The sequence below is a fragment of the Pseudomonas khavaziana genome (assembly GCF_036704165.1).
Lineage (GTDB): Bacteria > Pseudomonadota > Gammaproteobacteria > Pseudomonadales > Pseudomonadaceae > Aquipseudomonas > Aquipseudomonas khavaziana.
Map to the genome: position 1 here is coordinate 4,770,855 of NZ_CP129946.1, position 23,367 is coordinate 4,794,221.

Genomic DNA, 23,367 nt, shown 5'->3' on the forward strand with positions numbered 1-23,367 from the left:
ACAGGTTTCATTCAAGACTCAGCAAAAAACTCGACACCTGCACCGCCGCAGCCTCCAGATGCTGCTCATGGGTAAACCCCGAAGCCTTCAACGGCTTCAGGTCATGGTCCCCTGCCACCAGCCACATCACCTCGATGCCCGGCGACAAATCATAACCCTCCACCGCCGCCCGATTACCCAGCGCATCGCGCTCACCCTGCACAATCAATGTCGGCGTCTTCAGCCCGGCCAGATGCTCGACCCGTGGTTTTTCTGGCTTGCCCGCCGCATAAAACGGATACCCCAGGCACACCAAGCCATCGGCCCCCAACTCGTCGGCAACTAAACTCGCCATGCGCCCGCCCATGGACTTGCCGCCAATCGCCAGTTTCCCAGCGACATGACGTCGCACCTCGGCATAAATCTCGCGCCAGCATTCCAGCAGTTTTGGCGCCGGATTCGGCGGGCGCTTGCCGCCATCCACACGGCGCTGGGCCATGTACGGGAACTCGAAGCGCAATACGTTCACGCCATGCCCGGCAAGGCGTGCAGCCATGTCATCCATGAATGCCGAGTCCATTGGCGCGCCGGCGCCATGGGCCAGGATCAGGGTGACCGGCTCGCTCGAAGCCGTACCCGTGGCGACATCCCACAGCCAGCCGCGTTCGCGCACACACTGCGCCCATTGATCCCCGTCAATACTGGCCTTGTGCTCTTTGCCCATGCTTGCCTCGCTTTTTAGTCTGCCTATAACTCCAGCCCAAGTGCCGCATCTGCTTGGGTTGAACCGTGGATGGGGAACCATGAACACTACTTTAAGTACCGCCTATAACTACAAGGTGGTCCGCCAATTCGCCATTATGACGGTGGTGTGGGGCATCGTCGGCATGGGGCTCGGGGTTTTTCTCGCCGCCCAATTGGTTTGGCCTGCGCTCAATTTCGATCTGCCCTGGACCAGCTTCGGGAGACTGCGTCCGTTGCACACCAACGCGGTGATCTTTGCCTTTGGGGGCTGCGCGCTGTTCGCCAGCTCGTTCTACTCGGTACAGCGCACCTGCCAGACCCAGCTGTTTGCGCCGAAACTGGCAGCGTTCTGCTTCTGGGGCTGGCAGCTGGTGATCCTGCTGGCCGCGATCAGCTTGCCGCTGGGCTACACCAGCTCCAAGGAATACGCCGAGCTGGAATGGCCGATCGACATTCTCATCACCATCGTCTGGGTCGCTTACGCCATTGTGTTCTTCGGCACCGTGGCCAAGCGCAACACCAAGCATATCTATGTGGGTAACTGGTTCTTCGGCGGGTTTATCCTCACCGTGGCGATCCTGCATATCGTCAACAACCTGGAAATCCCGGTCAGCCTGACCAAGTCCTACTCGCTGTACGGCGGTGCGACGGATGCCATGGTGCAGTGGTGGTATGGGCATAACGCTGTGGGCTTTTTCCTCACCGCGGGCTTTCTGGGGATGATGTACTACTTCGTGCCGAAACAGGCCGAACGTCCGGTGTATTCCTATCGCTTGTCCATCGTGCACTTCTGGGCGCTGATCACCCTGTACATCTGGGCAGGTCCCCACCACTTGCACTACACCGCGCTGCCGGATTGGGCTCAGTCCCTGGGCATGGTGATGTCGCTGGTACTGCTGGCCCCGAGCTGGGGCGGCATGATCAACGGCATGATGACCCTCTCGGGCGCCTGGCATAAGCTGCGCAGCGACCCGATCCTGCGCTTCCTGGTGGTGTCCCTGGCGTTCTACGGCATGTCGACCTTTGAAGGTCCGATGATGGCGATCAAGACCGTCAACGCCCTCTCCCACTACACCGACTGGACCATCGGCCACGTACACGCCGGTGCACTGGGCTGGGTAGCGATGATCTCCATCGGCGCGCTGTACCACATGATCCCGAAAGTCTTCGGTCGCGAGCAGATGTACAGCCTCGGCCTGATCAACGCGCACTTCTGGCTGGCCACCATCGGCACCGTGCTCTACATCGCCTCGATGTGGGTCAACGGCATCGCCCAGGGCCTGATGTGGCGTGCAGTCAACGAAGACGGCACCTTGACCTACTCCTTCGTCGAAACCCTGGTGGCCAGCCACCCAGGCTTCATCGTGCGACTGGTGGGCGGTGCGATCTTCCTCACCGGCATGTTGCTGATGGCTTACAACACGTGGCGCACCGTGCGTTCGGCGCCACCCCTCCAAGCCGCCGAACACACCGCCGCAGCGCAGATGGCCTGAGGAGTCGATGATGAAACACGAAACGATTGAAAAGAACGTCGGCCTGCTGATGCTGCTGATGGTGCTCGCCGTAAGCATCGGCGGCCTGACCCAGATCGTCCCGCTGTTCTTCCAGGACGTGACCAACAAACCGGTGGAAGGCATGAAGCCCTACACCGCGTTGCAATTGGAAGGCCGCGACATCTACATCCGCGAAGGCTGCGTGCAGTGCCACTCGCAGATGATCCGCCCGTTCCGCGCCGAGACCGAACGCTACGGTCACTACTCGGTGGCGGGCGAAAGCGTGTGGGACCACCCGTTCCTGTGGGGCTCCAAGCGCACCGGGCCAGACCTGGCCCGCGTTGGCGCGCGCTACTCGGACGACTGGCACCGCGCGCACTTGTACAACCCGCGCAACGTGGTACCGGAGTCGAAGATGCCGGCCTATCCATGGCTGGTCACCGCCGCCGTCGACAGCAGCCACACCGAGACCAAGTTGAAAGTGATGCGCACCCTCGGCGTGCCCTACACCGACGACGACATCAATGGCGCGGTCGCCAGCCTCAAGGGCAAGACCGAGATGGACGCGCTGGTTTCCTACCTGCAAGTGCTCGGCACTGCCATCAAGAGCAAGAGGTGAGCCATGGGATTTGAATTCGATGCAGGCACCATCCGCGGCCTAGGTACGCTGGTGGTCGCCATCGCCTTTATCGGCCTGTCGCTGTGGGTGTTCAGCCCACGGCGCAAGTCGGAGTTTGACGATGCGACCATGCTGCCGTTTGCCGATGAACCCTCCCCAACCGACGCTCAAGCAGAGCCAGCAACAAGGAGCACTCGGCCATGACCACCTTTTGGAGTACATGGATCTGCGTACTGACCCTCGGCAGCCTGATCGGCCTGACCTGGCTCTTGGTCGGCACCCGCAAGGGCGAAACCAAGGGCAGCGTCGACCAGACCATGGGCCACGCCTTCGACGGCATTGAGGAATACGACAACCCGCTGCCCCAGTGGTGGTTCATGTTGTTCGCCGGCACCCTGGTGTTTGCCGTCGGCTACCTGATCCTCTACCCGGGCCTGGGCAACTGGAAAGGCGTGCTGCCAGGTTATGAGGACGGCTGGACCCAGACCAAGGAATGGGACAAGGAAATGGCCAAGGCCGACGCCAAGTTCGGGCCGATCTTCGCCAAATTCGCGGCGATGCCTGTGGAAGAAGTCGCCAAGGACCCGCAAGCGTTGAAGATGGGCGGTCGTCTGTTCGCCTCCAACTGCGCGGTGTGCCACGGCTCGGATGCCAAGGGCGCCTATGGCTTCCCGAACCTGGCGGACAGTAACTGGCGCTGGGGCGGTTCGGCCGAAGCGATCAAGGCCACCATCATGGCCGGTCGTCACGCGGCGATGCCGGCCTGGGGTGAAGTGCTGGGTGAGGACGGCGTGAAGAACGTCGCCGCCTATGTGCGCCACGACCTGGCGAAGCTGCCCTTGCCAGCGGACAACAGCGCTGACCTGGCCGCCGGCCAAGCCGCATTCAGCACCACCTGCGTGGCTTGCCATGGCCCACAAGGCCACGGCGTGGAAGCCATGGGCGCGCCGAACCTGACCGAGCCAAGCGGGTTTATCTACGGCACCAGCCTGGCGCAGTTGCAGCAGACCATTCGCCATGGGCGCCAGGGCCAGATGCCTGCTCAGGAACTGCTGCAAGGTAATGACAAAGTGCATCTGCTGGCGGCTTACGTGTACAGCCTGTCCCATAATACTGAAGGTGCAACGCCAGACAGCCAACCGCAGTAAGAGGTCTACCTGTGGCGAGGGAGCTTGCTCCCGCTGGAGTGCGAAGCGCTCCCAAGATTTTGGGGCCGCTGCGCAGCCCAGCGGGAGCAAGCTCCCTCGCCACATGCTCCAGTCGCGACCAAGTGTCGCACCCTCGCAACACCCAACTTTCCCCCCCTCATATTCGGGTCTACGCTTGTTCCCACAGTGGAGCAATTCTGGCGTAGGCGACGGTATCCGTTGCGCCCCCTAAAATTCCTGTCCACTTGATCAGCTTTCTATTTCGGATTTAATCCTTACGCCAAACATGGAAAGGGCGCAGAATCTGGCGTGGAACGCATTGATACAGGTCAGCCATTGCGTTGCAATGGCCCCTCGCTTTCTACATACTTGCGACCGATTTTACCTATAAAAAAACCTAAACCGTGGAACCTTAGAATGAGCACAGCAATCAGTCCGACTGCTTATAACTATAAGGTAGTCCGCCAGTTCGCCATCATGACGGTGGTCTGGGGGATCCTTGGCATGGGGCTCGGGGTGTTCATCGCCTCGCAACTGGTCTGGCCGCAATTGAATTTCGACCTGCCATGGACGACCTTCGGTCGCCTGCGCCCGCTGCACACCAACCTGGTGATCTTTGCCTTCGGTGGGTGTGCGTTGTTTGCCACTTCCTACTATGTCGTGCAGCGCACCTGCCAGACCCGCCTGATCTCCGACAGCCTGGCTGCCTTCACCTTCTGGGGCTGGCAAGCGGTCATCGTCGGCGCCATCATCAGCCTGCCCCTTGGCTACACCACCACCAAGGAATACGCCGAACTGGAATGGCCGATCGCGATTTTGCTCGCGATTGTCTGGGTGACCTACGCAGTGGTGTTCTTTGGCACCATCGTCAAGCGCAAGACCAAGCACATTTACGTGGGCAACTGGTTCTACGGGGCATTCATCCTGGTCACGGCGATGCTGCACATCGTCAACCATGCGTCCTTGCCGGTCAGCCTGTTCAAGTCCTACTCGGCGTACTCGGGTGCGACGGATGCGATGATCCAATGGTGGTACGGCCACAACGCCGTAGGCTTCTTCCTCACCACCGGTTTCCTCGGCATGATGTACTACTTCGTACCGAAACAGGCCGAGCGCCCGATCTACTCCTATCGCCTGTCCATCGTGCACTTCTGGGCGCTGATCACCCTGTACATCTGGGCCGGTCCTCACCACCTGCACTACACCGCGCTGCCGGACTGGGCACAATCGTTGGGCATGGCGATGTCGATCATCCTCCTGGCCCCAAGTTGGGGCGGCATGATCAACGGCATGATGACCCTGTCGGGCGCCTGGCATAAGCTGCGCACCGACCCGATCCTGCGCTTCCTGGTGGTGTCCCTGGCGTTCTACGGCATGTCGACCTTCGAAGGGCCGATGATGGCGATCAAGACCGTCAACTCGCTGTCCCACTACACCGACTGGACCATCGGCCACGTACACGCCGGCGCACTGGGCTGGGTGGCGATGATCTCCATCGGCGCGCTGTACCACATGATCCCCAAACTGTTCGGCCGCGTGCAGATGCACAGCGTCGGGCTGATCAATGCGCACTTCTGGCTGGCCACCATCGGCACCGTGCTCTACATCGCCTCGATGTGGGTCAACGGTATCACCCAGGGCCTGATGTGGCGTGCGATCAACGATGACGGCACCCTCACCTACTCCTTCGTCGAAGCGCTGCAGGCCAGCCACCCGGGCTTTATCGTGCGTGCCCTGGGCGGAGCGTTCTTTGCCAGCGGCATGCTGTTGATGGCCTATAACGTTTGGCGCACCGTGCGTGCCTCTGACCCTGTAGAAGCCGAAGCCGCCGCCAAGATCGCCGTAGTGGGAGCCCACTGATGAAGCATGAAGTAGTCGAGAAGAATATCGGCCTGCTGGCCTTCTTCATGGTCATCGCCGTGAGCATCGGCGGCCTGACCCAGATCGTGCCGCTGTTTTTCCAGGACGTGACCAACAAGCCGGTCGAAGGCATGAAGCCGCGCACCGCCCTTGAACTGGAAGGCCGCGACGTCTACATCGCCAACGGCTGCGTAGGATGCCACTCGCAGATGATCCGCCCGTTCCGTGCCGAAACCGAACGCTACGGCCACTACTCGGTCGCCGGTGAAAGCGTATGGGACCACCCGTTCCTGTGGGGCTCCAAGCGCACCGGGCCGGACCTGGCCCGTGTCGGCGGGCGATACTCCGATGACTGGCAGCGTGCGCACCTTTACAACCCGCGCAACGTGGTGCCTGAGTCGAAAATGCCAGCGTATCCGTTCCTCGTGGAAAACAAGCTCGACGGCAAGGACACCGCGAAGAAGATGGAAGTCTTGCGCACCCTTGGCGTGCCCTACACCGACGAAGACATCGCCGGTGCAGCGGCCGCTGTGAAGGGCAAGACCGAAATGGACGCACTGGTGGCCTATCTGCAAGGCCTTGGCACCATCATCAAAAGCAAACGGTGACCTACATGGATATCGGGATGATTCGTGGCCTGGGCACCGTTGTGGTGATGTTGGCCTTTATCGGCCTGGCGTTGTGGGTGTTCAGCCCACGGCGCAAGTCGGAGTTTGACGACGCGACCATGCTGCCCTTCGCGGATGACCCCGAAGCCATCAAGCACGTCGAGCAAGCGTCTAGGAGTAACAAAGAATGACTACGTTCTGGAGTCTGTACGTCACAGTCCTGAGCCTGGGTACCATCTTCGCCCTGACCTGGCTGCTGCTGTCGACCCGCAAGGGCCAGCGCAGCGAACAGACGGACGAGACCGTCGGCCACTCGTTCGATGGCATCGAGGAGTACGACAACCCACTACCGAAGTGGTGGTTCATGCTATTTGTCGGCACCATCGTCTTCGCCCTCGGCTACCTGGTGCTGTATCCCGGCCTGGGCAACTGGAAGGGCCTGTTGCCGGGCTACAACTACCTCGACAACGACAAGCAAACCTCCTTCGCCAACGGCCAGACCGGCTGGACCGGCGTGCACGAATGGGAAAAGGAAATGGCCAGGTCGGACGCCAAGTTTGGGCCGATCTTCGCCAAATTCGCCTCGATGCCCATTGAAGAAGTTGCCAAGGACCCGCAAGCCTTGAAAATGGGCGGCCGCCTGTTCGCCTCCAACTGCTCGGTGTGCCACGGCTCCGACGCCAAGGGCGCCTACGGCTTCCCCAACCTGACCGACGCCGATTGGCGCTGGGGTGGCGAACCGGAGACGATCAAGCAAACCATCATGCAGGGTCGCCACGCGGTGATGCCAGGTTGGGCCGAAGTCATCGGCGAGCAAGGGGTGGCTGACGTCGCGGGCTTTGTGGTGACCAACCTTGACGGCCGCAAGCTACCGGAAGGTGCCAAGGCCGACGTGGCCAACGGTGAAAAACTCTTCGCCGCCAACTGCGTGGCCTGCCACGGCCCGGCCGGTAAAGGCACGCCTGCAATGGGCGCGCCGGACCTGACTCATCCGGGGGCGTTTATCTACGGTTCGAGCTTTGCCCAGCTGCAGCAGACCATTCGCTATGGTCGCCAAGGCCAGATGCCGGCGCAGGAGCAACTGCAAGGGAACGACAAGGTGCATTTGCTGGCGGCGTATGTGTACAGCCTGTCCCATGGGGATAAGAAGGCAGAAGAGCAATAAATCCTCGCACATAAAAAAGCCCCGCCTAACGAAAGCTGGCGGGGCTTTTTTGTTTCTGGCTCCCGTCGGCCATTCAAGACTGTCATTGAGTACCGCTCATACCTCGAACTTGCCACGCGCCCCGCCAAAGTAGTAACGTAACTACATCAAGTCTAACGAAGGGGGTTGCCCCATGACCATCACGACAATTTCCAGCCGCGAATTCAACCAAGACACAAGTGGTGCCAAAAAAGCCGCCCGCAACGGCCCGGTTTTCATCACCGATCGCGGCAAGCCTGCCCATGTACTGCTAAGCATTGAGGACTACCAGAAACTCACAGGTTTGAATGCCGACATCGTTGACCTGCTGGTGATGCCGGAAGCGGCCGATATCGACTTCGAAACCGAACGTGCCGTGATCATTCATCGACCCGTGGACCTTTCTTGATGTATCTACTCGACACCAATGTAATTTCTGAACTGCGTAAACCCCAGGCTGATGCAAATGTCGTTGCCTGGGCAAAAAGCGTGATTGCGCCGCGTATGTTTATCTCGGCGATCACGCTGAAGGAACTGGAAACCGGCGTCCTGCGCATCGAACGGCGAGACCCGGCTCAGGGGAAGGTATTGCGGACCTGGCTCAAGCGTCACGTAATGCCCGCCTTTGATGCCAGAATCCTGCCCGTCGATGCTGCTGTCGCGTTGCGCTGCGCACACTTGCATGTTCCAGACCGCGCCAACGAAAGTGACTCGTTGATTGCCGCAACCGCTCTGGTTCATGGGCTTACCGTGGTCACACGCAATGTCAGCGACTTCAAGTCCAGCGGCGTTGCGCTGATCAATCCATGGGACGAATGACCGTCTTGCGAGCAAAAAACGTCCATACTTCACAAGTCAATTGATCCAGGTCATGTACACCATCAATTGATTTCCCCCAACGCGACCAAAGGTCGCACCCCTGACATACCCTCGGGGGCGTATCATCAGGCCACTGCAATACCCCCAATTTGACCGCGGCTGGCACGTACTGGCCGAGGCAAATCTCCACCGCCGTGGGATGCAATGATGAGCAACCAGATACCGGTACATGACGTTACCCCGCCTGCCAAAAACGCGAGCAACAGCGTCGACCTCTACGCCTCGCGAGAGAAAATCTACACTCGCGCCTTCACTGGCATGTTCCGCAACCTGCGCATGCTTGGTGGCGCCGGTTTGTTCCTGCTCTACTTCGGCACCGTGTGGCTGAATTGGGGCGGCCACCAGGCTGTGTGGTGGAACCTGCCGGAGCGTAAGTTCTTCATTTTTGGCGCGACCTTCTGGCCCCAGGATTTCATCCTGCTCTCGGGCATCCTGATCGTTGCGGCCTTCGGGCTGTTCTTTATCACCGTGTACGCCGGGCGTGTGTGGTGTGGCTATACCTGCCCGCAAAGCGTGTGGACCTGGATTTTCATGTGGTGCGAAAAGGTCACCGAAGGCGACCGCAACCAGCGCATCAAGCTGGACAAGGCGCCCATGGGCGCCAACAAGTTCCTGCGCAAGTTCAGCAAGCACACGCTGTGGCTGCTGATCGGCTTTGCCACTGGCATGACCTTCGTCGGCTATTTCTCACCGATCCGCGAACTGGTGTTCGACTTCTTCACTGGCCAGGCCGACGGCTGGTCATACTTCTGGGTGGGTTTCTTCACCCTCGCCACCTACGGCAACGCCGGCTGGCTGCGTGAACAGGTGTGCATCTACATGTGCCCGTATGCGCGCTTCCAGAGCGTGATGTTCGACAAGGACACCTTGATCGTTTCCTACGACCCGCGGCGCGGCGAAGTACGCGGCCCGCGCAAAAAGGGCGTCGACTACAAGGCCCAGGGCCTGGGCGATTGCATCGACTGCACCATGTGCGTACAGGTATGCCCGACCGGTATCGATATCCGCGACGGCCTGCAAATCGAGTGTATCGGTTGCGCCGCCTGTATCGATGCCTGCGACACCATCATGGACAAGATGGAATACCCCCGCGGGTTGATCAGCTACACCACCGAGCACAACCTGTCCGGGCAGAAGACGAATAAGCTGCGCCCACGGTTGATCGGCTACGCGCTGGTGCTGCTGGCAATGATCAGCCTGCTGGTTGGCGCATTTTTCATGCGTTCGCTGGTCGGCTTCGATGTCAGCAAGGACCGCGTGCTGTACCGCGAAAACGCCGAAGGGCGCATCGAGAACGTCTACAGCCTGAAGATCATGAACAAGGACCAGCGCGACCACACCTACGTGCTCGACGCCGCCGGCCTGCCGGACCTCAAGCTGCAAGGCCGACGCGAAATCAAGGTGGCTGCCGGCGATATCGTCAGCATGCCGGTAGAGCTGTCGAGTGCGCCTGAGCAGTTGCCGTCGAGCACCAACGAGGTGACGTTCATCCTCAAGGACGCCGATGACACCAGCATTCATATTGAAGCCAAGAGCCGATTCATCGGCCCACAAGTCCGTTAACAGGGAATAGAACCAATGTCCTCAGCCACTGCCGCAAGCCCTTGGTACAAGCACCTCTGGCCCTGGATCATCATCGCGATCCTGGCTTGTTCGGTGACGCTGACCTTGTCCATGGTGACCATCGCGGTGAACAACCCGGACAACCTGGTCAACGACAACTACTACGAGGCCGGCAAAGGCATCAACCGCTCCCTGGACCGCGAACGCCTGGCCCAGACCCTGCAATTGCGCGCCAGGCTGCACCTGGATGAACTGACCGGCGAAGTCGAACTGCAACTGACCGGCAACAGCGGCCCGGCGACCCTGGAACTGAACCTGATTTCCCCAACCCAGCCGGAGAAGGATCGCAAGATCGTCCTGGCCCGCAGTGACACTGGGCAGGGCCGCTATATCGGTCAGGTCACCGATAAGGTCGAAGGCCGGCGCTTCGTGGAATTGCTCGGCGTGGAAGGTGACCAGACCTGGCGGATGTTCGAAGAAGAAGAGGTCAGCCATGACAAGGACTTGCTGCTGGGTGACGAGCCGTTGCAGGGTGCCGAAGACCTGAAGCCGTAACTTGATCGTTCCCGCGCTCTGCGTGGGAATGCAGCCCGTGACGCTCTGCGTCACAAAAGCGGACGCGGAGCGTCCAGCGAGGCGTTACCACGCAGAGCGTGGGAACGATCTGCGGAACTGAGCCATGACCCAACCCACCCCCTGCTACCACTGCGCCCTGCCCGTCCCCGCCGGCAGCCGGTTTACCGCCCAGATCCTCGGCGAGCGCCGCGAACTGTGCTGCCCGGGCTGCCAGGCGGTCGCCGAGGCCATCGTTGCCGGTGGGCTGGAAAGCTATTATCAGCACCGCAGCGAAGCCTCGGCCAACCCCGAGACGTTACCGGTGCAACTGGTGGATGAGCTGGCGCTGTACGACCGCGCCGATGTGCAAAAACCCTTTGTGCGCCATGAAGGCGACCTTGCCGAAGCCACCCTGTTGATGGAGGGTATCAGCTGCGCCGCCTGCGGCTGGCTGATCGAAAAACACCTGCGCAGCCTGCCCGCAGTGGCCGAGGCCCGGCTGAACCTGTCCAATCACCGCCTGCAGGTACGCTGGGCCGATGGGCAATTGCCGTTGAGCCAATTGCTCAGCGAACTGCGCCATATCGGCTACGCCGCCCACCCATACCACGCCGACCGCGCCGCCGAGCAATTGGCCAGTGAGAACCGCCTGGCCCTGCGTCAACTGGGCGTCGCCGGCTTGCTGTGGTTCCAGGCGATGATGGCAACCATGGCTACCTGGCCGGAATTCAATATCGACCTGAGCCCGGAGCTGCATGTGATCCTGCGCTGGGTCGCGATGTTTCTGACCACGCCCATCGTGTTCTACAGCTGCGCACCCTTCTTCAAGGGCGCCCTGCGCGACTTGCGCACGCGCCACCTGACCATGGACGTGTCGGTGTCCCTGGCGATTGGCGGCGCCTACGTGGCGGGCATCTGGACCGCGATCACCGGTGTGGGCGAATTATATTTCGATGCGGTGGGCATGTTTGCGCTGTTCCTGCTGGCTGGGCGTTACCTCGAGCGTCGCGCCCGGGAGCGCACCGCAGCGGCCACCGCTCAGTTGGTCAATCTGTTGCCTGCCTCCTGCCTGCGCTTGAAAGAGGATGGCCAGAGCGAACGCATCCTGCTCAGTGAGTTGGCGCTGGGTGACCGCGTGCTGGTGCACCCCGGTGCGGTGCTGCCGGCGGATGGCGTGATTCTCGATGGCCAATCCAGCATCGATGAATCCCTGCTGACCGGCGAGTACCTGCCGCAACCCCGGGGGATTGGTGACAGCGTCACCGCCGGCACGCTAAATGTGGAAGGTGCTCTGAGCGTCGAAGTGCGCGCCCTTGGCCATGACACACGGTTGTCCGCCATCGTGCGCCTGCTGGAGCGCGCCCAGGCCGAGAAGCCCCGCCTGGCGCAGATCGCCGACCGCGCCGCGCAGTGGTTCCTGCTGTGCTCGTTGATCGCCGCCGCGCTGATCGGCCTGCTGTGGTGGGAGCTGGACCCATCCCGGGCGTTCTGGATCGTATTGGCGATGCTGGTGGCCACGTGCCCGTGCGCGCTGTCCCTGGCCACGCCGACCGCCCTCACTGCTGCCACCGGCACCTTGCACACCCTTGGGTTGCTATTGACTCGTGGCCATGTGCTCGAGGGCCTGAACCAGATCGATACGGTGATTTTCGACAAGACCGGCACCCTCACCGAAGGACGCCTGGCATTGCGCGCCATCCGGCCCCTGGGCACGCTGGACAGCGACCAATGCCTGAGCCTCGCCGCCGCTCTGGAGAACCGCTCGGAACACCCGATTGCCCGCGCATTCGGGCGTGCGCCGCTAGCCGCCGACGAAGTGCTCAGCGCTCCGGGGCTCGGCCTGGAGGGTCGTGTGGGAGAGCAGTATTTGCGAATCGGCCAACCGGCGTTTGTCTGCGCGCTCAGTGGTTGCGCGATGCCGGCGGCGCCGGATGAAGCCGGGCAATGGCTGCTGCTGGGCGATCGTAACGGCGCCCTCGCCTGGTTCGTGCTGGACGACCGCCTGCGCAGCGATGCTCCCGCCTTATTGGCAGCATGCAAGGCACGCGGCTGGCGTACGCTGTTGCTCTCGGGGGACAGTTCGCCGATGGTCGCCAGTGTCGCCCTTGAGCTGGGCATCGACGAAGCCCACGGTGGCCTGCGCCCTGACGACAAGCTGCGGGTGCTACAGAATCTGCACAAGGAAGGCCGCAAAGTGCTGATGCTCGGCGATGGCGTCAACGATGTGCCGGTGCTGGCCGCCGCCGATATCAGCGTAGCCATGGGCTCGGCTACGGACCTGGCGAAAACCAGTGCCGACGCGGTGCTGCTGTCCAACCGCCTGGATGCCTTGGTACAAGCCTTCAGCCTGGCGCGACGCACTCGCCGGGTGATCATTGAGAACCTGCTGTGGGCCGGGCTGTACAATGGCCTCATGCTGCCATTTGCCGCCCTGGGTTGGATTACTCCAATCTGGGCGGCAATCGGCATGTCCCTCAGCTCATTGACCGTGGTGCTCAACGCCTTGCGCCTGACTCGCCTGCCGAGCGCGCCGGCAACTGGCACCACCTTGATAACCCGCCCACTGCCGGCCTGAGCCGCGTGGGCATGGAGTGCAGATGCCAGCTCTATACGTGATGATTCCGGCGGCGCTGCTGTTAGTGGGAGTGGCGATCTACATCTTCTTCTGGGCCGTGGACAGCGGCCAGTACGAGGATCTCGATGGCCCGGCCCACAGCGTGTTGTTCGACGATCAGGATCCGAATCACCTGGCCGCCATCGACGAAGCCAATGGCCCCGAGCAACCGCCCAAAGACCCGCCCCATGCTTGAGCTGGCGCCCCTGCTGGTCTCGGCGCTGATCCTTGGCCTGCTCGGCGGCGGCCATTGCCTGGGCATGTGCGGCGGGCTGATGGGCGCGCTGACCCTGGCGATCCCCAAGGAGCAACGCAGCCGCCGCTTTCGCCTACTGCTGGCGTACAACCTGGGGCGCATCCTCAGCTATGCAACGGCGGGGTTACTGATTGGCCTGGCTGGCTGGGCGGTGGCCAACAGCCCGGCGGCGATGTTCATGCGCGTGCTCGCCGGGCTGCTGCTGATCTGCATGGGCCTTTATCTGGCCGGCTGGTGGAGCGGCCTGACCCGTATCGAAAGCCTGGGGCGCGGCCTGTGGCGGCATATACAACCTGTTGCCAACCGCCTGCTGCCGGTGTCCAGCCTGCCTCGCGCCTTGCTGCTGGGCGCGTTGTGGGGCTGGTTGCCGTGCGGGTTGGTCTACAGCACCCTGCTCTGGGCGGCGAGCCAGGGCAATGCGCTGGACAGTGCAGTGCTGATGCTGGCCTTCGGCCTGGGCACCTGGCCGGTGCTGCTCGCCACCGGACTGGCGGCCGAACGCGTGACCGCGTTATTGCGCAAGCGCAGCGTGCGCGTCGCCGGGGGCGTGCTGGTGATGATCTTCGGTATCTGGACCCTGCCGGGCCCGCATCAGCACTGGCTGATGGGGCACTAAAGGCCATGTGGCATAGCGCCGCTCCCCGTTGATGCAAATCAAGATGCCTGCCCAGCCCTGCCCCTAGACTCGGCCCACTAGCCATTCCCGGGGACCGCCCGCATGCTCGACGCCATTCGTTGGGACACAGATCTGATTTGCCGCTACGACTTAGCGGGGCCGCGCTACACGTCCTACCCCACCGCCGTACAATTCGACAGCCAGGTCGGCACCTTCGACCTGCTCCACGCCCTGCGTGACAGCCGCAAGGCCGTGCGGCCATTGTCGCTATATGTGCACGTGCCGTTCTGCGCCAACATTTGCTACTACTGCGCCTGTAACAAAGTCATCACCAAGGACCGCGGCCGCGCCCAGGCCTACCTGCAGCGCCTGGAGCAGGAAATCCAGCTGGTGGCCTGTCACCTCGACCCCAAGCAAACTGTTGAGCAGCTGCATCTGGGCGGCGGCACACCCACTTTTCTCAGCCACGACGAACTTCGCCAGGTGATGGCCTGCCTGCGTCAGCACTTCAATTTACTGGATGACGACTCAGGCGACTACGGTATCGAAATCGACCCACGCGAAGCCGACTGGGCCACTATGGGCTTGTTGCGTGAGCTGGGCTTCAACCGCGTGAGTATCGGCCTGCAAGACCTCGACCCCGAGGTGCAACGGGCGGTCAATCGCCTGCAAAGCCTGGAAGAAACCCGCGCGGTGATCGATGCGGCACGCACCCTGCAATTTCGCTCGATCAATATCGACCTGATCTACGGCTTGCCCAAGCAGTCGATGCTGAATTTCGCTCGTACCGTGGAGGAAGTCATCCGCCTGCAGCCCGACCGCCTGTCGGTGTTCAACTACGCGCACTTGCCGGAGCGCTTCATGCCGCAACGGCGGATCAACACCGACGACCTGCCCTCGCCGAGCGAGAAACTGCTGATGCTGCAAACCACCATCGAGCAACTGACCCAGGCCGGCTACCGTTATATCGGCATGGACCACTTCGCCCTACCTGACGACGAGCTGGCCATCGCTCAGGAAGAAAGCACGCTGCAGCGCAACTTCCAGGGTTACACCACCCACGGGCATTGCGACCTGATTGGGCTTGGAGTGTCGGCGATCAGCCAGGTCGGCGACCTGTACTGTCAGAACAGCAGTGATCTGAGCCAGTACCAGAATGCCTTGGCGGGCGCGCAGTTGGCGACCAGCCGTGGCCTGGTCTGTACCACGGATGATCGTCTGCGCCGGGAAGTAATCCAACAACTGATCTGCAATTTCAGCTTGGCATTCGGGGAGATCGAACAGAGGTACAACATCGATTTTCGCGGCTATTTCGCCGAGCTATGGCCGCAGCTGGAGACCATGGCTGCCGATGGCTTGATCGAGCTGGATGCCCTGGGCATCCGTGTACTGCCGGCGGGGCGCCTGTTGGTGCGCTCGGTGTGCATGGTGTTCGATGCCTATCTGGAGCACCAGAACAGGCAGCGATTTTCGCGGGTCATCTAAAGGCTATTACTTCATTGCCAGGCTGGCCGCTTTGACCGCGTCACCGGCACTCATGTCTTTCATCGCCTTGGTGAGAGACGCCTGGGCGCTGGTCAAGCTCGCCTGCAGCCCACTCAATGCCGATTGCAGGCCGGAAAGTCGGGCGCGGGCCTGTTCCGGACTGAGGTTCTTGTCGGCCATCACCGCCGCCATCTCAGCCTGCTTCTCGGCAATTTGCTTCTTGATCTCGCGAATCATCTTGAGCAGATTCTTGACATTGTCCGCCAAGCCGCTGTCGTCGATATCACTGTTTGAGGTTTTTTCAGCGGCCGCAGCTTTCATCGCGGCACCTGAAATGGTCACTGAAACGGCGGGCTTGGCTGCATCAGTCGTCGGGATCTCGGCAACATCGGATTCAGTAGCCTTCTTGGTTTCGGGCAGCGCCTGGATCTGAGTTCGCGACGCGAGTTGAGTACTGAGAGATAACATGGTTTGAACTACCCGCATTCATATTTGATGGCAGTGCTATCGGCCGCTTCGGGCAAATCTTTATATTCCGACAGGTTTTTTGTACACGCTGGCCTCCATGCCCCCCAGTACGTTACCCTTACGTCTTATGTGTGTTTTCCCACAAGGATTTAAGAAATGTCTGAGCCAGCCAAACTGCGCGCTCACAACCAGGTTCACTGCAAGGATTGCAGCCTGGCCCCCCTCTGCCTGCCACTTTCATTGAATCTGGAAGACATGGATGCGCTGGACGACATCGTGAAACGCGGCCGCCCGTTGAAAAAAGGCGAGTTCCTGTTTCGCCAGGGCGACAAGTTCGATTCGGTCTATGCAGTACGTTCGGGTGCGTTGAAGACATTCAGCCTCAGCGATGGCGGCGAAGAACAAATCACCGGTTTCCACTTGCCCAGCGAGTTGGTCGGGCTGTCGGGAATGGACACTGAGGTTCACCCGGTATCGGCCCAGGCGCTGGAAACGACTTCGGTATGCGAAATTCCTTTCGAGCGCCTGGATGAATTGGCCCTGCAGCTGCCACAGTTGCGTCGCCAGTTGATGCGCGTGATGAGCCGTGAGATTCGTGACGACCAGCAAATGATGCTGCTGCTGTCGAAGAAAACCGCCGACGAGCGCATCGCGACATTCCTGGTCAACCTGTCGGCGCGCTTCCGCGCCCGTGGTTTCTCAGCCAACCAATTCCGCCTGAGCATGTCACGCAACGAAATCGGCAATTACCTGGGCCTCGCGGTAGAGACCGTGTCCCGCGTATTTACCCGCTTCCAGCAGAACCAGCTGATTGCCGCCGAGGGCAAGGAAGTGCATATCCTTGATCCAATCCAGTTGTGCGCACTGGCCGGGGGTTCACTGGAGGTCTGATCCAGACTGCGGCCGCGCCAATCAGCGAGGCCGCAGGTATACTTCGAGTCCATTTTCCGCCCAGGACTCTGCGACGATGACTTTCGATTCGTTCGACATCAAATCCCTGATTCGCCCTGTCATCGACTTCCCCAAGCCTGGGGTTATCTTTCGTGACATAACCCCACTGTTCCAATCGCCCCGCGCCCTGCGTCTGGTCGCCGACAGCTTTGCCCAGCGTTACGTCGAAGCCGACTTCAGCCATATTGGCGCGATGGATGCGCGGGGCTTCCTGATCGGTTCGATCATCGCCTACCAGCTCAACAAGCCGCTGATCCTGTTTCGCAAACAGGGCAAGCTGCCTGCAGACGTGCTGGCCGAGGGTTACCAGACCGAATACGGCGAAGCCTTCCTGGAAGTGCACGCCGACAGCCTGTGCGAAGGAGATTCGGTGCTGATGTTCGATGACCTGATCGCCACTGGCGGCACCTTGATCGCGGCGGCGAACCTAGTGCGACGCATGGGCGCGAAGATTTTTGAAGCCGCGGCGATTATTGATTTGCCGGAGCTGGGTGGGTCGCAGCGGTTGGAAGACATGGGGATTCCGACGTTTTGCCTGACGCAGTTTGGGTTGACTGAAAGATAGTCTTTGTCAGGACTGACCCCATCGGGGGCAAGCCCCCTCCCACCTTTGTTCTGTGAACGCAGTCAAATGTGGGAGGGGGCTTGCCCCCGATGAGGCCCTCAAGACCAACACATATCACAGCCCCATCTGCTTGCTGATGATTTCGTTCATCACCTCCCGCGTCCCCCCACCAATAGACAGGATGCGATTATCGCGATAAAGCCGCTCCACCAGGCTGCCACGCATATACCCCTGCCCCCCCAATATCTGCACCGCGTCATAAGTCACCCGATCAGCGGTATCGGTGGCCAGGTTCTTGGCCATGGAAATCTCCTTGATGACACTCTTGCCGGCGGCCATCCTGGCAGCCTGGCGGTAGGTAAACTCCCGGGAGACTTCCACGGCGGTGGCCATTTCCGCCAGGCGATGCTTGAGCACCTGGAACTTGCCGATGGGCTTGCCGAATGCTTCGCGCTGGGTGGCCCACTTGAGGCTCTCCTCCAGGGCCAGTTGCGCGGTCATGTTGGCCATCAAGGCCAGGGCCAGGCGCTCGCTCTGGAAATTGCTCATGATGCAGGCAAAGCCCATATTTTCAGCGCCGATAAGGTTGCCGGCGGGTACGCGGCAATCGTCGAAGAACAACTCGGCGGTGTCCGATGCCCACCACCCCATCTTCTTCAGCGGCTGGCCAACGGTGAACCCCGGGGTGTCTTTTTCGATCAGCAACAGGCTGATGCCGCCAAAGCCCGGCCCGCCTGTGCGCACGGCTACGGTGTAGAAGTCAGCGCGAATGCCGCTGGTGATAAAGGTTTTGGAGCCGCTTACACGGTAATGCTCGCCTTCACGTACGGCGCGGGTTTGCAGGTTGGCTACATCTGAGCCACCGCTGGGCTCGGTCACCGCCAGGGCGATGATCTTTTCGCCGGCCAGCACCCGAGGCGCTATGCGCTCACGCACGTCGGGCCGGGCCCATTTGACGATGGGCGGCAGGCCGATATCCAGGGAGCCGAGCCCTGCCACCACGCCACCAGAACCGCAGCGCATCAGTTCTTCGCTGGCGGCGACCTTGGCAAACAGATCGCCTTCGTGGTTACCTCCAAAAGCTTCGGGATAACCGATGCCGAGGATGCCCGCCGCGCCGGCCTTGCGATAGAGCTCACGGGGAAAGCTGCCGGCTTCCTCCCATTGCTCGACGCCGGGCAACATTTCGCGCTCGACAAAACGGCGCACGCTGTCGCGGATCAACTGGTGGCTGGGATCGAAGTATTCCTGATAGGCAGACATCGGCAAGCTCCATGGCGAGATGGAGCGAACTTACCAAGCGCTTGCTTGGTTATCAAGCCATGCACAGTTATCACTGGCACCATAAAACTACTGTGGGAAGGGGCTTGCTCCCGATAGCGGTGGATCAGCCAATAACCCTGTCGACTGACACACAGCAATCGGGAGCAAGCCCCCTCCCACATTTGATCCTGCTGCGGATGTTAGAGCGCGATCGGCTTGCGACCCGCGAACGAGTGGGCCAAGGTGCCACCATCGACCAGCTCCAACTCGCCACCCAACGGTACACCATGGGCAATACGCGAGGTGATCAAGCCTTTATTGGTCAGCAGCTGGGCGATGTAATGCGCCGTGGCTTCACCTTCCACGGTCGGGTTGGTCGCCAGGATCACTTCGGTAAAGGTGCCCTGCGCTTCAATCCGTGCGACCAGTTGCGGAATGCCAATGGCTTCCGGCCCCAGGCCATCCAAGGGCGACAGATGGCCCTTGAGCACGAAGTAGCGCCCGCGATAGCCGGTCTGCTCCACTGCATAAACATCCATCGGCCCTTCCACCACGCACAGCAAGGTGTCGTCGCGGCGTGGGTCGGCGCATTGGGGGCAGAGCTCTTCTTCGGTGAGGGTGCGACACTGACGGCAGTGGCCCACGCCTTCCATGGCCTGGCTCAGGGCCTGGGCCAGGCGGGTGCCGCCGCTGCGATCACGCTCCAGCAATTGCAGGGCCATGCGCTGGGCGGTTTTCTGGCCGACACCGGGCAGCGTGCGCAAGGCGTCGATCAGTTGGCGAATCAGGGGGCTGAAGCTCATGGGCGAAGGGTCCGACAAAACAACGAGACGCGGTTTATACCCGCGCCCCGGATTAGCGTCAAATACTCAATCCTGTGCGACGCGCACCACCAACTTGCCGAAGTTGCGTCCCTCGAGCAAGCCGATAAAAGCTTCTGGCGCCTGCTCCAGGCCATCGACCACGTCCTCGCGGAACTTGATCTTGCCATCGCGCACCCAAGGCGCCATGGCGCTGAGGAACTCCGGCTGGCGGTCGCCATAGTCGTCGAACACGATAAAACCCTGGATACGCACCCGCTTGGTCAGCAAGGTACGCTGCAGTGCCGGCAGGCGATCAGGGCCGCTCGGCGCTTCATGGGTGTTATAACCGGCAATCAACCCGCACAGCGGCACGCGTGCCTTGGGGTTGAGCAACGGCAGCACGGCATCGAAGACTTTACCGCCGACGTTTTCGAAGTAGATGTCTACACCCTTGAAACACGCCATGGCCAGTTCGTTGGCAAAGTCCGCGCTTTTGTGGTCGATACAGGCATCAAAGCCCAACTCATCCACTACATAGCGGCACTTGTCCGCACCACCGGCGATGCCCACCACACGCAAGCCCTTGAGCTTGGCCACCTGGCCCACCACCGAGCCCACCGCACCGGACGCAGCGGCCACCACCAGGGTTTCCCCGGTCTTGGGCTGGCCGATGTCCATCAGGCCCATGTAGGCGGTCATGCCCGGCATGCCCAGCACACCCAACGCCATCGACGGACTCGCTAAGCCCTTGGGCACTGGCATGAGGTTACTCCCATCGGAAATGCAGTGGCTCTGCCAGCCGGTGGAGCCCACCACCAGGTCGCCCACCTCGAATTTCGGGTGGCGCGATTGCTCGACACGGCTGACAGCACCTCCGGTCATTACCTCGTCGATTTCCACGGGCGCGGCGTAGGACGGTGCGTCGCTCATGCGCCCACGCATGTAGGGATCCAGCGACAAGTACAGGGTCTTCAACAGCACTTGGCCATCTGCCAGGTCTGGCAGGCTCACGCGCTCCAGGCGAAAGTTTTCTGGCGTGGGCGCGCCTTGGGGGCGTGAGACCAGAACGATGCGTTGATTGAGCGTCATTTCTTGAGGCATCAGCGGGGCTCCTGTTATCGATGAAAATTCAACGGTATAGGGTGCAGACCCTGGGTAACGGGTTGAGGTTCGATGTTTCGTCGGCCCAAAAAAAATGCCAGGCGCAATGCCCGGCATTTGAGTCCAGCCAAAGTGTGTATCAGAACGGCAACTTCATGCCCGGTGGCAATTGCATGCCAGCGGTCACGCCGGACATTTTGTCCTGGCTGTTGGCCTCGATCTTGCGCACGGCATCGTTGACGGCAGCGGCGAACAAGTCTTCGAGCACTTCGCGGTCATCGTCGCTGACGCCTTCCAGCAGGCTCGGGTCGATGCTCACGCGCTTGATGTCGTGACGACCGGTCATCACCACGCTGACCATATCGCCACCGGCTTTACCGGTGACTTCGGCGTTGGCCAGTTCTTCCTGCATCTTGGCCATCTTTTCCTGCATCTGCTGCGCCTGCTTCATCAGGCCGGCCATGCCACCTTTCATCATGGGAATCACCTCAAAAGTACGTGGATCAAGTTAGTAGCCCGGAGTCATGACGCCTGGGACACCGGGGCTTCGACAGGTTCAATAGTATCGTGACGGACGACCGCACCGAACTGTTGCATCATTTGTTGGATCAGCGGATCAGCGTGGATCGAATCCTCGGCCTCGCGTTGACGGTTAAGGCGCCGACGGGTCGCCGCCTGGGCCGGGGTTTCCTGCTCGGGCTTGATCAGCTCGATGGCGATGGTCAGCGTGCGCCCATGGTACTGGTTGAGCGCATCGTTGAGCCGGCGCTGCTGGGTGGCATTGAACAAGGCGCTATGGGCCGGGTCCAGGTGCAACAGCCAGTGGTCGCCCTCGATGGAAATCAGGGTGCAGTTGGCGGCGATACTGCCGGTCATGCCGGAGATCGGCAATTTCGGAAACAATTCCAGCCATTGCAGGGCCAGGCCGGTGGCCGGGGCCGCAGCCGGTTCTGCCTCGGGCTCGGGCGCTGGCTCGGCGGTGTGCTCACTGGCCAATTCGTCCAGGTAGCTGTAGGCCGAGTCCATGTCCGGCTCGATGTAGTCTTCATCCAGCGGCGGTTCATCGTCCAGGTCAATGCCTGGGGTTGCAGCCTCGACCTGGGCGACCGTCGGCTCGGGGACCGGTGCCGACCCCCATTCAGGGGCATCCGGCACGACGCTGTCCGGGGTCGGCGCCGGCATCGGCGTCAGCTCGGGCTGCTCGCCGGCGGTTTCCAGCATGGGCTCCACGGCGGGTTGTTGCTCAGGCTCTGGCTCGGCTTCGGCTTCGACCGGGTCATTCCAGGGCAGGTCGACCACAGGCTCTGGCTCGACAACCGGCGCAGGTTCAACCACAGGCGCTGCTGCAACCGGCACAGGTTCAGGCGTCGGTGCAACCGGTACGGGCGCAGCGACTACTGGCGCAACAACTGCCGCGCCAGCCACTGGTTTGGCGGAATCAACTGTGGCCTGGCTGATCCCCACTGGCTTTAGCGGCTGTCTCGGCGCGTCTGCCGAATCCGCCGGCCGGAACGCCAGCATGCGCAGCAGCACCATTTCAAAGCCACCGCGCGGGTCCGGCGCCAGGGGCAGGTCCCGGCGGCCAATCAGGCCCATCTGATAGTAGAACTGCACATCCTCGGCCGGCAACGCCTGGGCCAGGGCCAATACGCGATCACGGTCGCCATGGCCGTTGTCGACGCCTTCCGGCAGGGCCTGGGCAATGGCGACGCGGTGCAGCACATTGAGGATCTCCGAGAGCACGCCGTTCCAATCCGGGCCTTGCTCCGACAGGTGGCGCACCGCTTCGAGCAGCGCCTTGGCGTCGCCTTCGATCAGCGCATGAAGCACATCGAACACCTGACCGTGGTCTAGGGTGCCGAGCATGGCGCGCACATCGGCAGCCATGACCTTGCCTTCGCCGAACGCGATGGCCTGGTCGGTGAGGCTCATGGCGTCACGCATCGAACCGTCGGCAGCGCGGCCCAGCAACCACAGCGCGTCGTCTTCGAACGGTACGTTCTCGACGCCCAGCACGTGGGTCAAATGCTCGACCACCCGCTCGGGGGTCATGTTTTTCAGGGAGAACTGCAGGCACCGCGACAAAATCGTTGCAGGAAGTTTCTGCGGGTCGGTGGTGGCCAGGATGAACTTAACGTAGGGCGGCGGCTCTTCCAGGGTTTTCAACAGGGCGTTGAAGGAGTGGCTGGACAACATGTGCACTTCGTCGATCAGGTAGACTTTGAAGCGGCCACGGCTCGGCGCGTACTGCACGTTGTCGAGCAGCTCGCGGGTGTCTTCGACCTTGGTGCGGCTCGCGGCGTCGATCTCGATCAGGTCGACAAAACGCCCCTCGTCGATCTCGCGGCATACCGAACAGGTGCCGCAAGGCGTTGAAGTGATACCGGTTTCACAATTCAGGCACTTGGCGATGATGCGCGCAATCGTGGTCTTGCCCACCCCGCGAGTACCGGTGAACAGGTAGGCGTGGTGCAGCCGTTGGCTGTCCAAGGCATTGATCAGAGCCTTGAGCACATGGGTCTGGCCGACCATTTCGCGGAACGAGCGCGGGCGCCATTTACGTGCAAGAACCTGATAACTCATCGAAAACCGTCGCAACTGGGAAGCGGAAGCC

The 23,367-nt window shown here is 61.3% G+C and carries 25 protein-coding genes; 18 read left to right on the forward strand and 7 right to left on the reverse strand.

Annotation, left to right across the window (positions count from 1 at the left end; genetic code table 11):
- Nucleotides 1-7: 7 nt before the first annotated feature.
- Nucleotides 8-703: an alpha/beta family hydrolase gene (locus tag QYQ93_RS21210; RefSeq protein WP_043048989.1), complete on the reverse strand. Its 696-nt coding sequence runs from the start codon at nt 701-703 to the stop codon at nt 8-10.
- Nucleotides 704-782: 79 nt separating this feature from the next.
- Between QYQ93_RS21210 and ccoN (QYQ93_RS21215) the strand changes: the two genes are divergently transcribed.
- The 16 genes from ccoN (QYQ93_RS21215) (at nt 783) to hemN (ending at nt 15,602) form a co-directional block, all read left to right on the forward strand.
- The gene (ccoN, locus tag QYQ93_RS21215; RefSeq protein WP_043048990.1) at nt 783-2,216 is read left to right on the forward strand and encodes a cytochrome-c oxidase, cbb3-type subunit I; all 1,434 of its coding nucleotides are present in this window, start codon (nt 783-785) and stop codon (nt 2,214-2,216) included.
- A 10-nt stretch (nt 2,217-2,226) separates the two neighbouring features.
- The gene (gene ccoO / locus QYQ93_RS21220) at nt 2,227-2,835 is read left to right on the forward strand and encodes a cytochrome-c oxidase, cbb3-type subunit II (RefSeq protein ID WP_003193159.1); all 609 of its coding nucleotides are present in this window, start codon (nt 2,227-2,229) and stop codon (nt 2,833-2,835) included.
- Between the two features lie 3 nt (nt 2,836-2,838).
- Nucleotides 2,839-3,039 (forward strand): CcoQ/FixQ family Cbb3-type cytochrome c oxidase assembly chaperone, encoded by a 201-nt coding sequence (locus QYQ93_RS21225; protein WP_043048991.1) that lies wholly within the window; start codon nt 2,839-2,841, stop codon nt 3,037-3,039.
- A complete protein-coding gene (gene ccoP / locus QYQ93_RS21230) occupies nt 3,036-3,983 on the forward strand; it encodes a cytochrome-c oxidase, cbb3-type subunit III (RefSeq protein ID WP_043048993.1) in 948 nt (315 codons plus the stop codon). The genes QYQ93_RS21225 and ccoP (QYQ93_RS21230) overlap by 4 nt, the downstream gene beginning before the upstream one ends.
- 417 nt (nt 3,984-4,400) lie before the next feature.
- Nucleotides 4,401-5,843 carry a cytochrome-c oxidase, cbb3-type subunit I gene (gene ccoN / locus QYQ93_RS21235; RefSeq protein ID WP_043048995.1) on the forward strand — a complete coding sequence of 481 codons (1,443 nt, stop codon included), beginning with the start codon at nt 4,401-4,403 and terminating at the stop codon, nt 5,841-5,843.
- Nucleotides 5,843-6,451, forward strand: a complete 609-nt coding sequence (gene ccoO, locus QYQ93_RS21240) for a cytochrome-c oxidase, cbb3-type subunit II (protein WP_003193167.1) — start codon at nt 5,843-5,845, stop codon at nt 6,449-6,451. Before ccoN (QYQ93_RS21235) ends, ccoO (QYQ93_RS21240) begins: the two co-directional genes overlap by 1 nt.
- Before the next feature lie 5 nt (nt 6,452-6,456).
- Complete coding sequence (locus QYQ93_RS21245) at nt 6,457-6,642, forward strand: cbb3-type cytochrome c oxidase subunit 3 (protein ID WP_338475416.1); 186 nt, start codon at nt 6,457-6,459, stop codon at nt 6,640-6,642.
- Nucleotides 6,639-7,616, forward strand: coding sequence for a cytochrome-c oxidase, cbb3-type subunit III (ccoP, locus tag QYQ93_RS21250; protein ID WP_056845629.1), 978 nt, complete (start codon nt 6,639-6,641; stop codon nt 7,614-7,616). Before QYQ93_RS21245 ends, ccoP (QYQ93_RS21250) begins: the two co-directional genes overlap by 4 nt.
- Nucleotides 7,617-7,788: 172 nt before the next feature.
- A complete protein-coding gene (locus QYQ93_RS21255; RefSeq protein WP_043048997.1) occupies nt 7,789-8,043 on the forward strand; it encodes a type II toxin-antitoxin system Phd/YefM family antitoxin in 255 nt (84 codons plus the stop codon).
- Nucleotides 8,043-8,453, forward strand: coding sequence for a type II toxin-antitoxin system VapC family toxin (locus QYQ93_RS21260; RefSeq protein WP_043048999.1), 411 nt, complete (start codon nt 8,043-8,045; stop codon nt 8,451-8,453). Before QYQ93_RS21255 ends, QYQ93_RS21260 begins: the two co-directional genes overlap by 1 nt.
- A 207-nt stretch (nt 8,454-8,660) precedes the next feature.
- Complete coding sequence (ccoG, locus tag QYQ93_RS21265; RefSeq protein WP_338475417.1) at nt 8,661-10,076, forward strand: cytochrome c oxidase accessory protein CcoG; 1,416 nt, start codon at nt 8,661-8,663, stop codon at nt 10,074-10,076.
- Nucleotides 10,077-10,091: 15 nt separating this feature from the next.
- Nucleotides 10,092-10,631 (forward strand): FixH family protein, encoded by a 540-nt coding sequence (locus QYQ93_RS21270; protein WP_057011873.1) that lies wholly within the window; start codon nt 10,092-10,094, stop codon nt 10,629-10,631.
- A gap of 124 nt (nt 10,632-10,755) precedes the next feature.
- Nucleotides 10,756-13,206 carry a heavy metal translocating P-type ATPase gene (locus QYQ93_RS21275; RefSeq protein WP_043049004.1) on the forward strand — a complete coding sequence of 817 codons (2,451 nt, stop codon included), beginning with the start codon at nt 10,756-10,758 and terminating at the stop codon, nt 13,204-13,206.
- A 22-nt stretch (nt 13,207-13,228) separates the two neighbouring features.
- A complete protein-coding gene (gene ccoS / locus QYQ93_RS21280; protein ID WP_005790284.1) occupies nt 13,229-13,441 on the forward strand; it encodes a cbb3-type cytochrome oxidase assembly protein CcoS in 213 nt (70 codons plus the stop codon).
- Nucleotides 13,434-14,117, forward strand: a complete 684-nt coding sequence (locus QYQ93_RS21285) for a sulfite exporter TauE/SafE family protein (protein ID WP_043049005.1) — start codon at nt 13,434-13,436, stop codon at nt 14,115-14,117. The genes ccoS and QYQ93_RS21285 overlap by 8 nt, the downstream gene beginning before the upstream one ends.
- A 102-nt stretch (nt 14,118-14,219) precedes the next feature.
- A complete protein-coding gene (gene hemN / locus QYQ93_RS21290) occupies nt 14,220-15,602 on the forward strand; it encodes an oxygen-independent coproporphyrinogen III oxidase (protein ID WP_043049006.1) in 1,383 nt (460 codons plus the stop codon).
- 6 nt (nt 15,603-15,608) lie between these two features.
- Here the strand turns inward: hemN and QYQ93_RS21295 are convergent, their stop codons facing one another.
- Complete coding sequence (locus QYQ93_RS21295; protein WP_043049012.1) at nt 15,609-16,070, reverse strand: hypothetical protein; 462 nt, start codon at nt 16,068-16,070, stop codon at nt 15,609-15,611.
- A gap of 156 nt (nt 16,071-16,226) precedes the next feature.
- Here QYQ93_RS21295 and fnr point away from each other — a divergent pair, with 156 nt between their 5' ends.
- Together fnr and QYQ93_RS21305 are read left to right on the forward strand one after the other, a co-directional pair.
- On the forward strand, nt 16,227-16,961 hold the full coding sequence (gene fnr / locus QYQ93_RS21300; RefSeq protein WP_043049008.1) for a fumarate/nitrate reduction transcriptional regulator Fnr: 735 nt from the start codon (nt 16,227-16,229) through the stop codon (nt 16,959-16,961).
- Nucleotides 16,962-17,037: 76 nt separating this feature from the next.
- Nucleotides 17,038-17,586 (forward strand): adenine phosphoribosyltransferase, encoded by a 549-nt coding sequence (locus QYQ93_RS21305; RefSeq protein WP_057011878.1) that lies wholly within the window; start codon nt 17,038-17,040, stop codon nt 17,584-17,586.
- Nucleotides 17,587-17,700: 114 nt separating this feature from the next.
- Here QYQ93_RS21305 and QYQ93_RS21310 read toward each other — a convergent pair whose 3' ends face one another.
- The 5 genes from QYQ93_RS21310 to dnaX all read right to left on the reverse strand — a co-directional run bounded on the left by QYQ93_RS21310 (nt 17,701) and on the right by dnaX (nt 23,336).
- Nucleotides 17,701-18,849 (reverse strand): acyl-CoA dehydrogenase family protein, encoded by a 1,149-nt coding sequence (locus QYQ93_RS21310; RefSeq protein WP_217883190.1) that lies wholly within the window; start codon nt 18,847-18,849, stop codon nt 17,701-17,703.
- Between the two features lie 200 nt (nt 18,850-19,049).
- Nucleotides 19,050-19,652, reverse strand: coding sequence for a recombination mediator RecR (gene recR / locus QYQ93_RS21315; RefSeq protein WP_043047046.1), 603 nt, complete (start codon nt 19,650-19,652; stop codon nt 19,050-19,052).
- A gap of 66 nt (nt 19,653-19,718) precedes the next feature.
- Complete coding sequence (locus tag QYQ93_RS21320) at nt 19,719-20,753, reverse strand: NADP-dependent oxidoreductase (protein WP_043047047.1); 1,035 nt, start codon at nt 20,751-20,753, stop codon at nt 19,719-19,721.
- 139 nt (nt 20,754-20,892) lie between these two features.
- A complete protein-coding gene (locus QYQ93_RS21325) occupies nt 20,893-21,231 on the reverse strand; it encodes a YbaB/EbfC family nucleoid-associated protein (protein ID WP_017527493.1) in 339 nt (112 codons plus the stop codon).
- A 44-nt stretch (nt 21,232-21,275) separates the two neighbouring features.
- Complete coding sequence (dnaX, locus tag QYQ93_RS21330) at nt 21,276-23,336, reverse strand: DNA polymerase III subunit gamma/tau (protein ID WP_338475418.1); 2,061 nt, start codon at nt 23,334-23,336, stop codon at nt 21,276-21,278.
- Nucleotides 23,337-23,367 lie beyond the last annotated feature (31 nt).

Excerpts from the sequence above, each read along its gene's own strand:
- QYQ93_RS21210 (WP_043048989.1), bottom strand. The coding sequence starts at position 703 with ATGGGCAAAGAGCACAAGGCCAGTATTGACGGGGATCAATGGGCGCAG.
- ccoN (WP_043048990.1), top strand. The coding sequence starts at position 783 with ATGAACACTACTTTAAGTACCGCCTATAACTACAAGGTGGTCCGCCAA.
- ccoO (WP_003193159.1), top strand. The coding sequence starts at position 2,227 with ATGAAACACGAAACGATTGAAAAGAACGTCGGCCTGCTGATGCTGCTG.
- QYQ93_RS21225 (WP_043048991.1), top strand. The coding sequence starts at position 2,839 with ATGGGATTTGAATTCGATGCAGGCACCATCCGCGGCCTAGGTACGCTG.
- ccoP (WP_043048993.1), top strand. The coding sequence starts at position 3,036 with ATGACCACCTTTTGGAGTACATGGATCTGCGTACTGACCCTCGGCAGC.
- ccoN (WP_043048995.1), top strand. The coding sequence starts at position 4,401 with ATGAGCACAGCAATCAGTCCGACTGCTTATAACTATAAGGTAGTCCGC.
- ccoO (WP_003193167.1), top strand. The coding sequence starts at position 5,843 with ATGAAGCATGAAGTAGTCGAGAAGAATATCGGCCTGCTGGCCTTCTTC.
- QYQ93_RS21245 (WP_338475416.1), top strand. The coding sequence starts at position 6,457 with ATGGATATCGGGATGATTCGTGGCCTGGGCACCGTTGTGGTGATGTTG.
- ccoP (WP_056845629.1), top strand. The coding sequence starts at position 6,639 with ATGACTACGTTCTGGAGTCTGTACGTCACAGTCCTGAGCCTGGGTACC.
- QYQ93_RS21255 (WP_043048997.1), top strand. The coding sequence starts at position 7,789 with ATGACCATCACGACAATTTCCAGCCGCGAATTCAACCAAGACACAAGT.
- QYQ93_RS21260 (WP_043048999.1), top strand. The coding sequence starts at position 8,043 with ATGTATCTACTCGACACCAATGTAATTTCTGAACTGCGTAAACCCCAG.
- ccoG (WP_338475417.1), top strand. The coding sequence starts at position 8,661 with ATGAGCAACCAGATACCGGTACATGACGTTACCCCGCCTGCCAAAAAC.
- QYQ93_RS21270 (WP_057011873.1), top strand. The coding sequence starts at position 10,092 with ATGTCCTCAGCCACTGCCGCAAGCCCTTGGTACAAGCACCTCTGGCCC.
- QYQ93_RS21275 (WP_043049004.1), top strand. The coding sequence starts at position 10,756 with ATGACCCAACCCACCCCCTGCTACCACTGCGCCCTGCCCGTCCCCGCC.
- ccoS (WP_005790284.1), top strand. The coding sequence starts at position 13,229 with ATGCCAGCTCTATACGTGATGATTCCGGCGGCGCTGCTGTTAGTGGGA.
- QYQ93_RS21285 (WP_043049005.1), top strand. The coding sequence starts at position 13,434 with ATGCTTGAGCTGGCGCCCCTGCTGGTCTCGGCGCTGATCCTTGGCCTG.
- hemN (WP_043049006.1), top strand. The coding sequence starts at position 14,220 with ATGCTCGACGCCATTCGTTGGGACACAGATCTGATTTGCCGCTACGAC.
- QYQ93_RS21295 (WP_043049012.1), bottom strand. The coding sequence starts at position 16,070 with ATGTTATCTCTCAGTACTCAACTCGCGTCGCGAACTCAGATCCAGGCG.
- fnr (WP_043049008.1), top strand. The coding sequence starts at position 16,227 with ATGTCTGAGCCAGCCAAACTGCGCGCTCACAACCAGGTTCACTGCAAG.
- QYQ93_RS21305 (WP_057011878.1), top strand. The coding sequence starts at position 17,038 with ATGACTTTCGATTCGTTCGACATCAAATCCCTGATTCGCCCTGTCATC.
- QYQ93_RS21310 (WP_217883190.1), bottom strand. The coding sequence starts at position 18,849 with ATGTCTGCCTATCAGGAATACTTCGATCCCAGCCACCAGTTGATCCGC.
- recR (WP_043047046.1), bottom strand. The coding sequence starts at position 19,652 with ATGAGCTTCAGCCCCCTGATTCGCCAACTGATCGACGCCTTGCGCACG.
- QYQ93_RS21320 (WP_043047047.1), bottom strand. The coding sequence starts at position 20,753 with ATGCCTCAAGAAATGACGCTCAATCAACGCATCGTTCTGGTCTCACGC.
- QYQ93_RS21325 (WP_017527493.1), bottom strand. The coding sequence starts at position 21,231 with ATGATGAAAGGTGGCATGGCCGGCCTGATGAAGCAGGCGCAGCAGATG.
- dnaX (WP_338475418.1), bottom strand. The coding sequence starts at position 23,336 with ATGAGTTATCAGGTTCTTGCACGTAAATGGCGCCCGCGCTCGTTCCGC.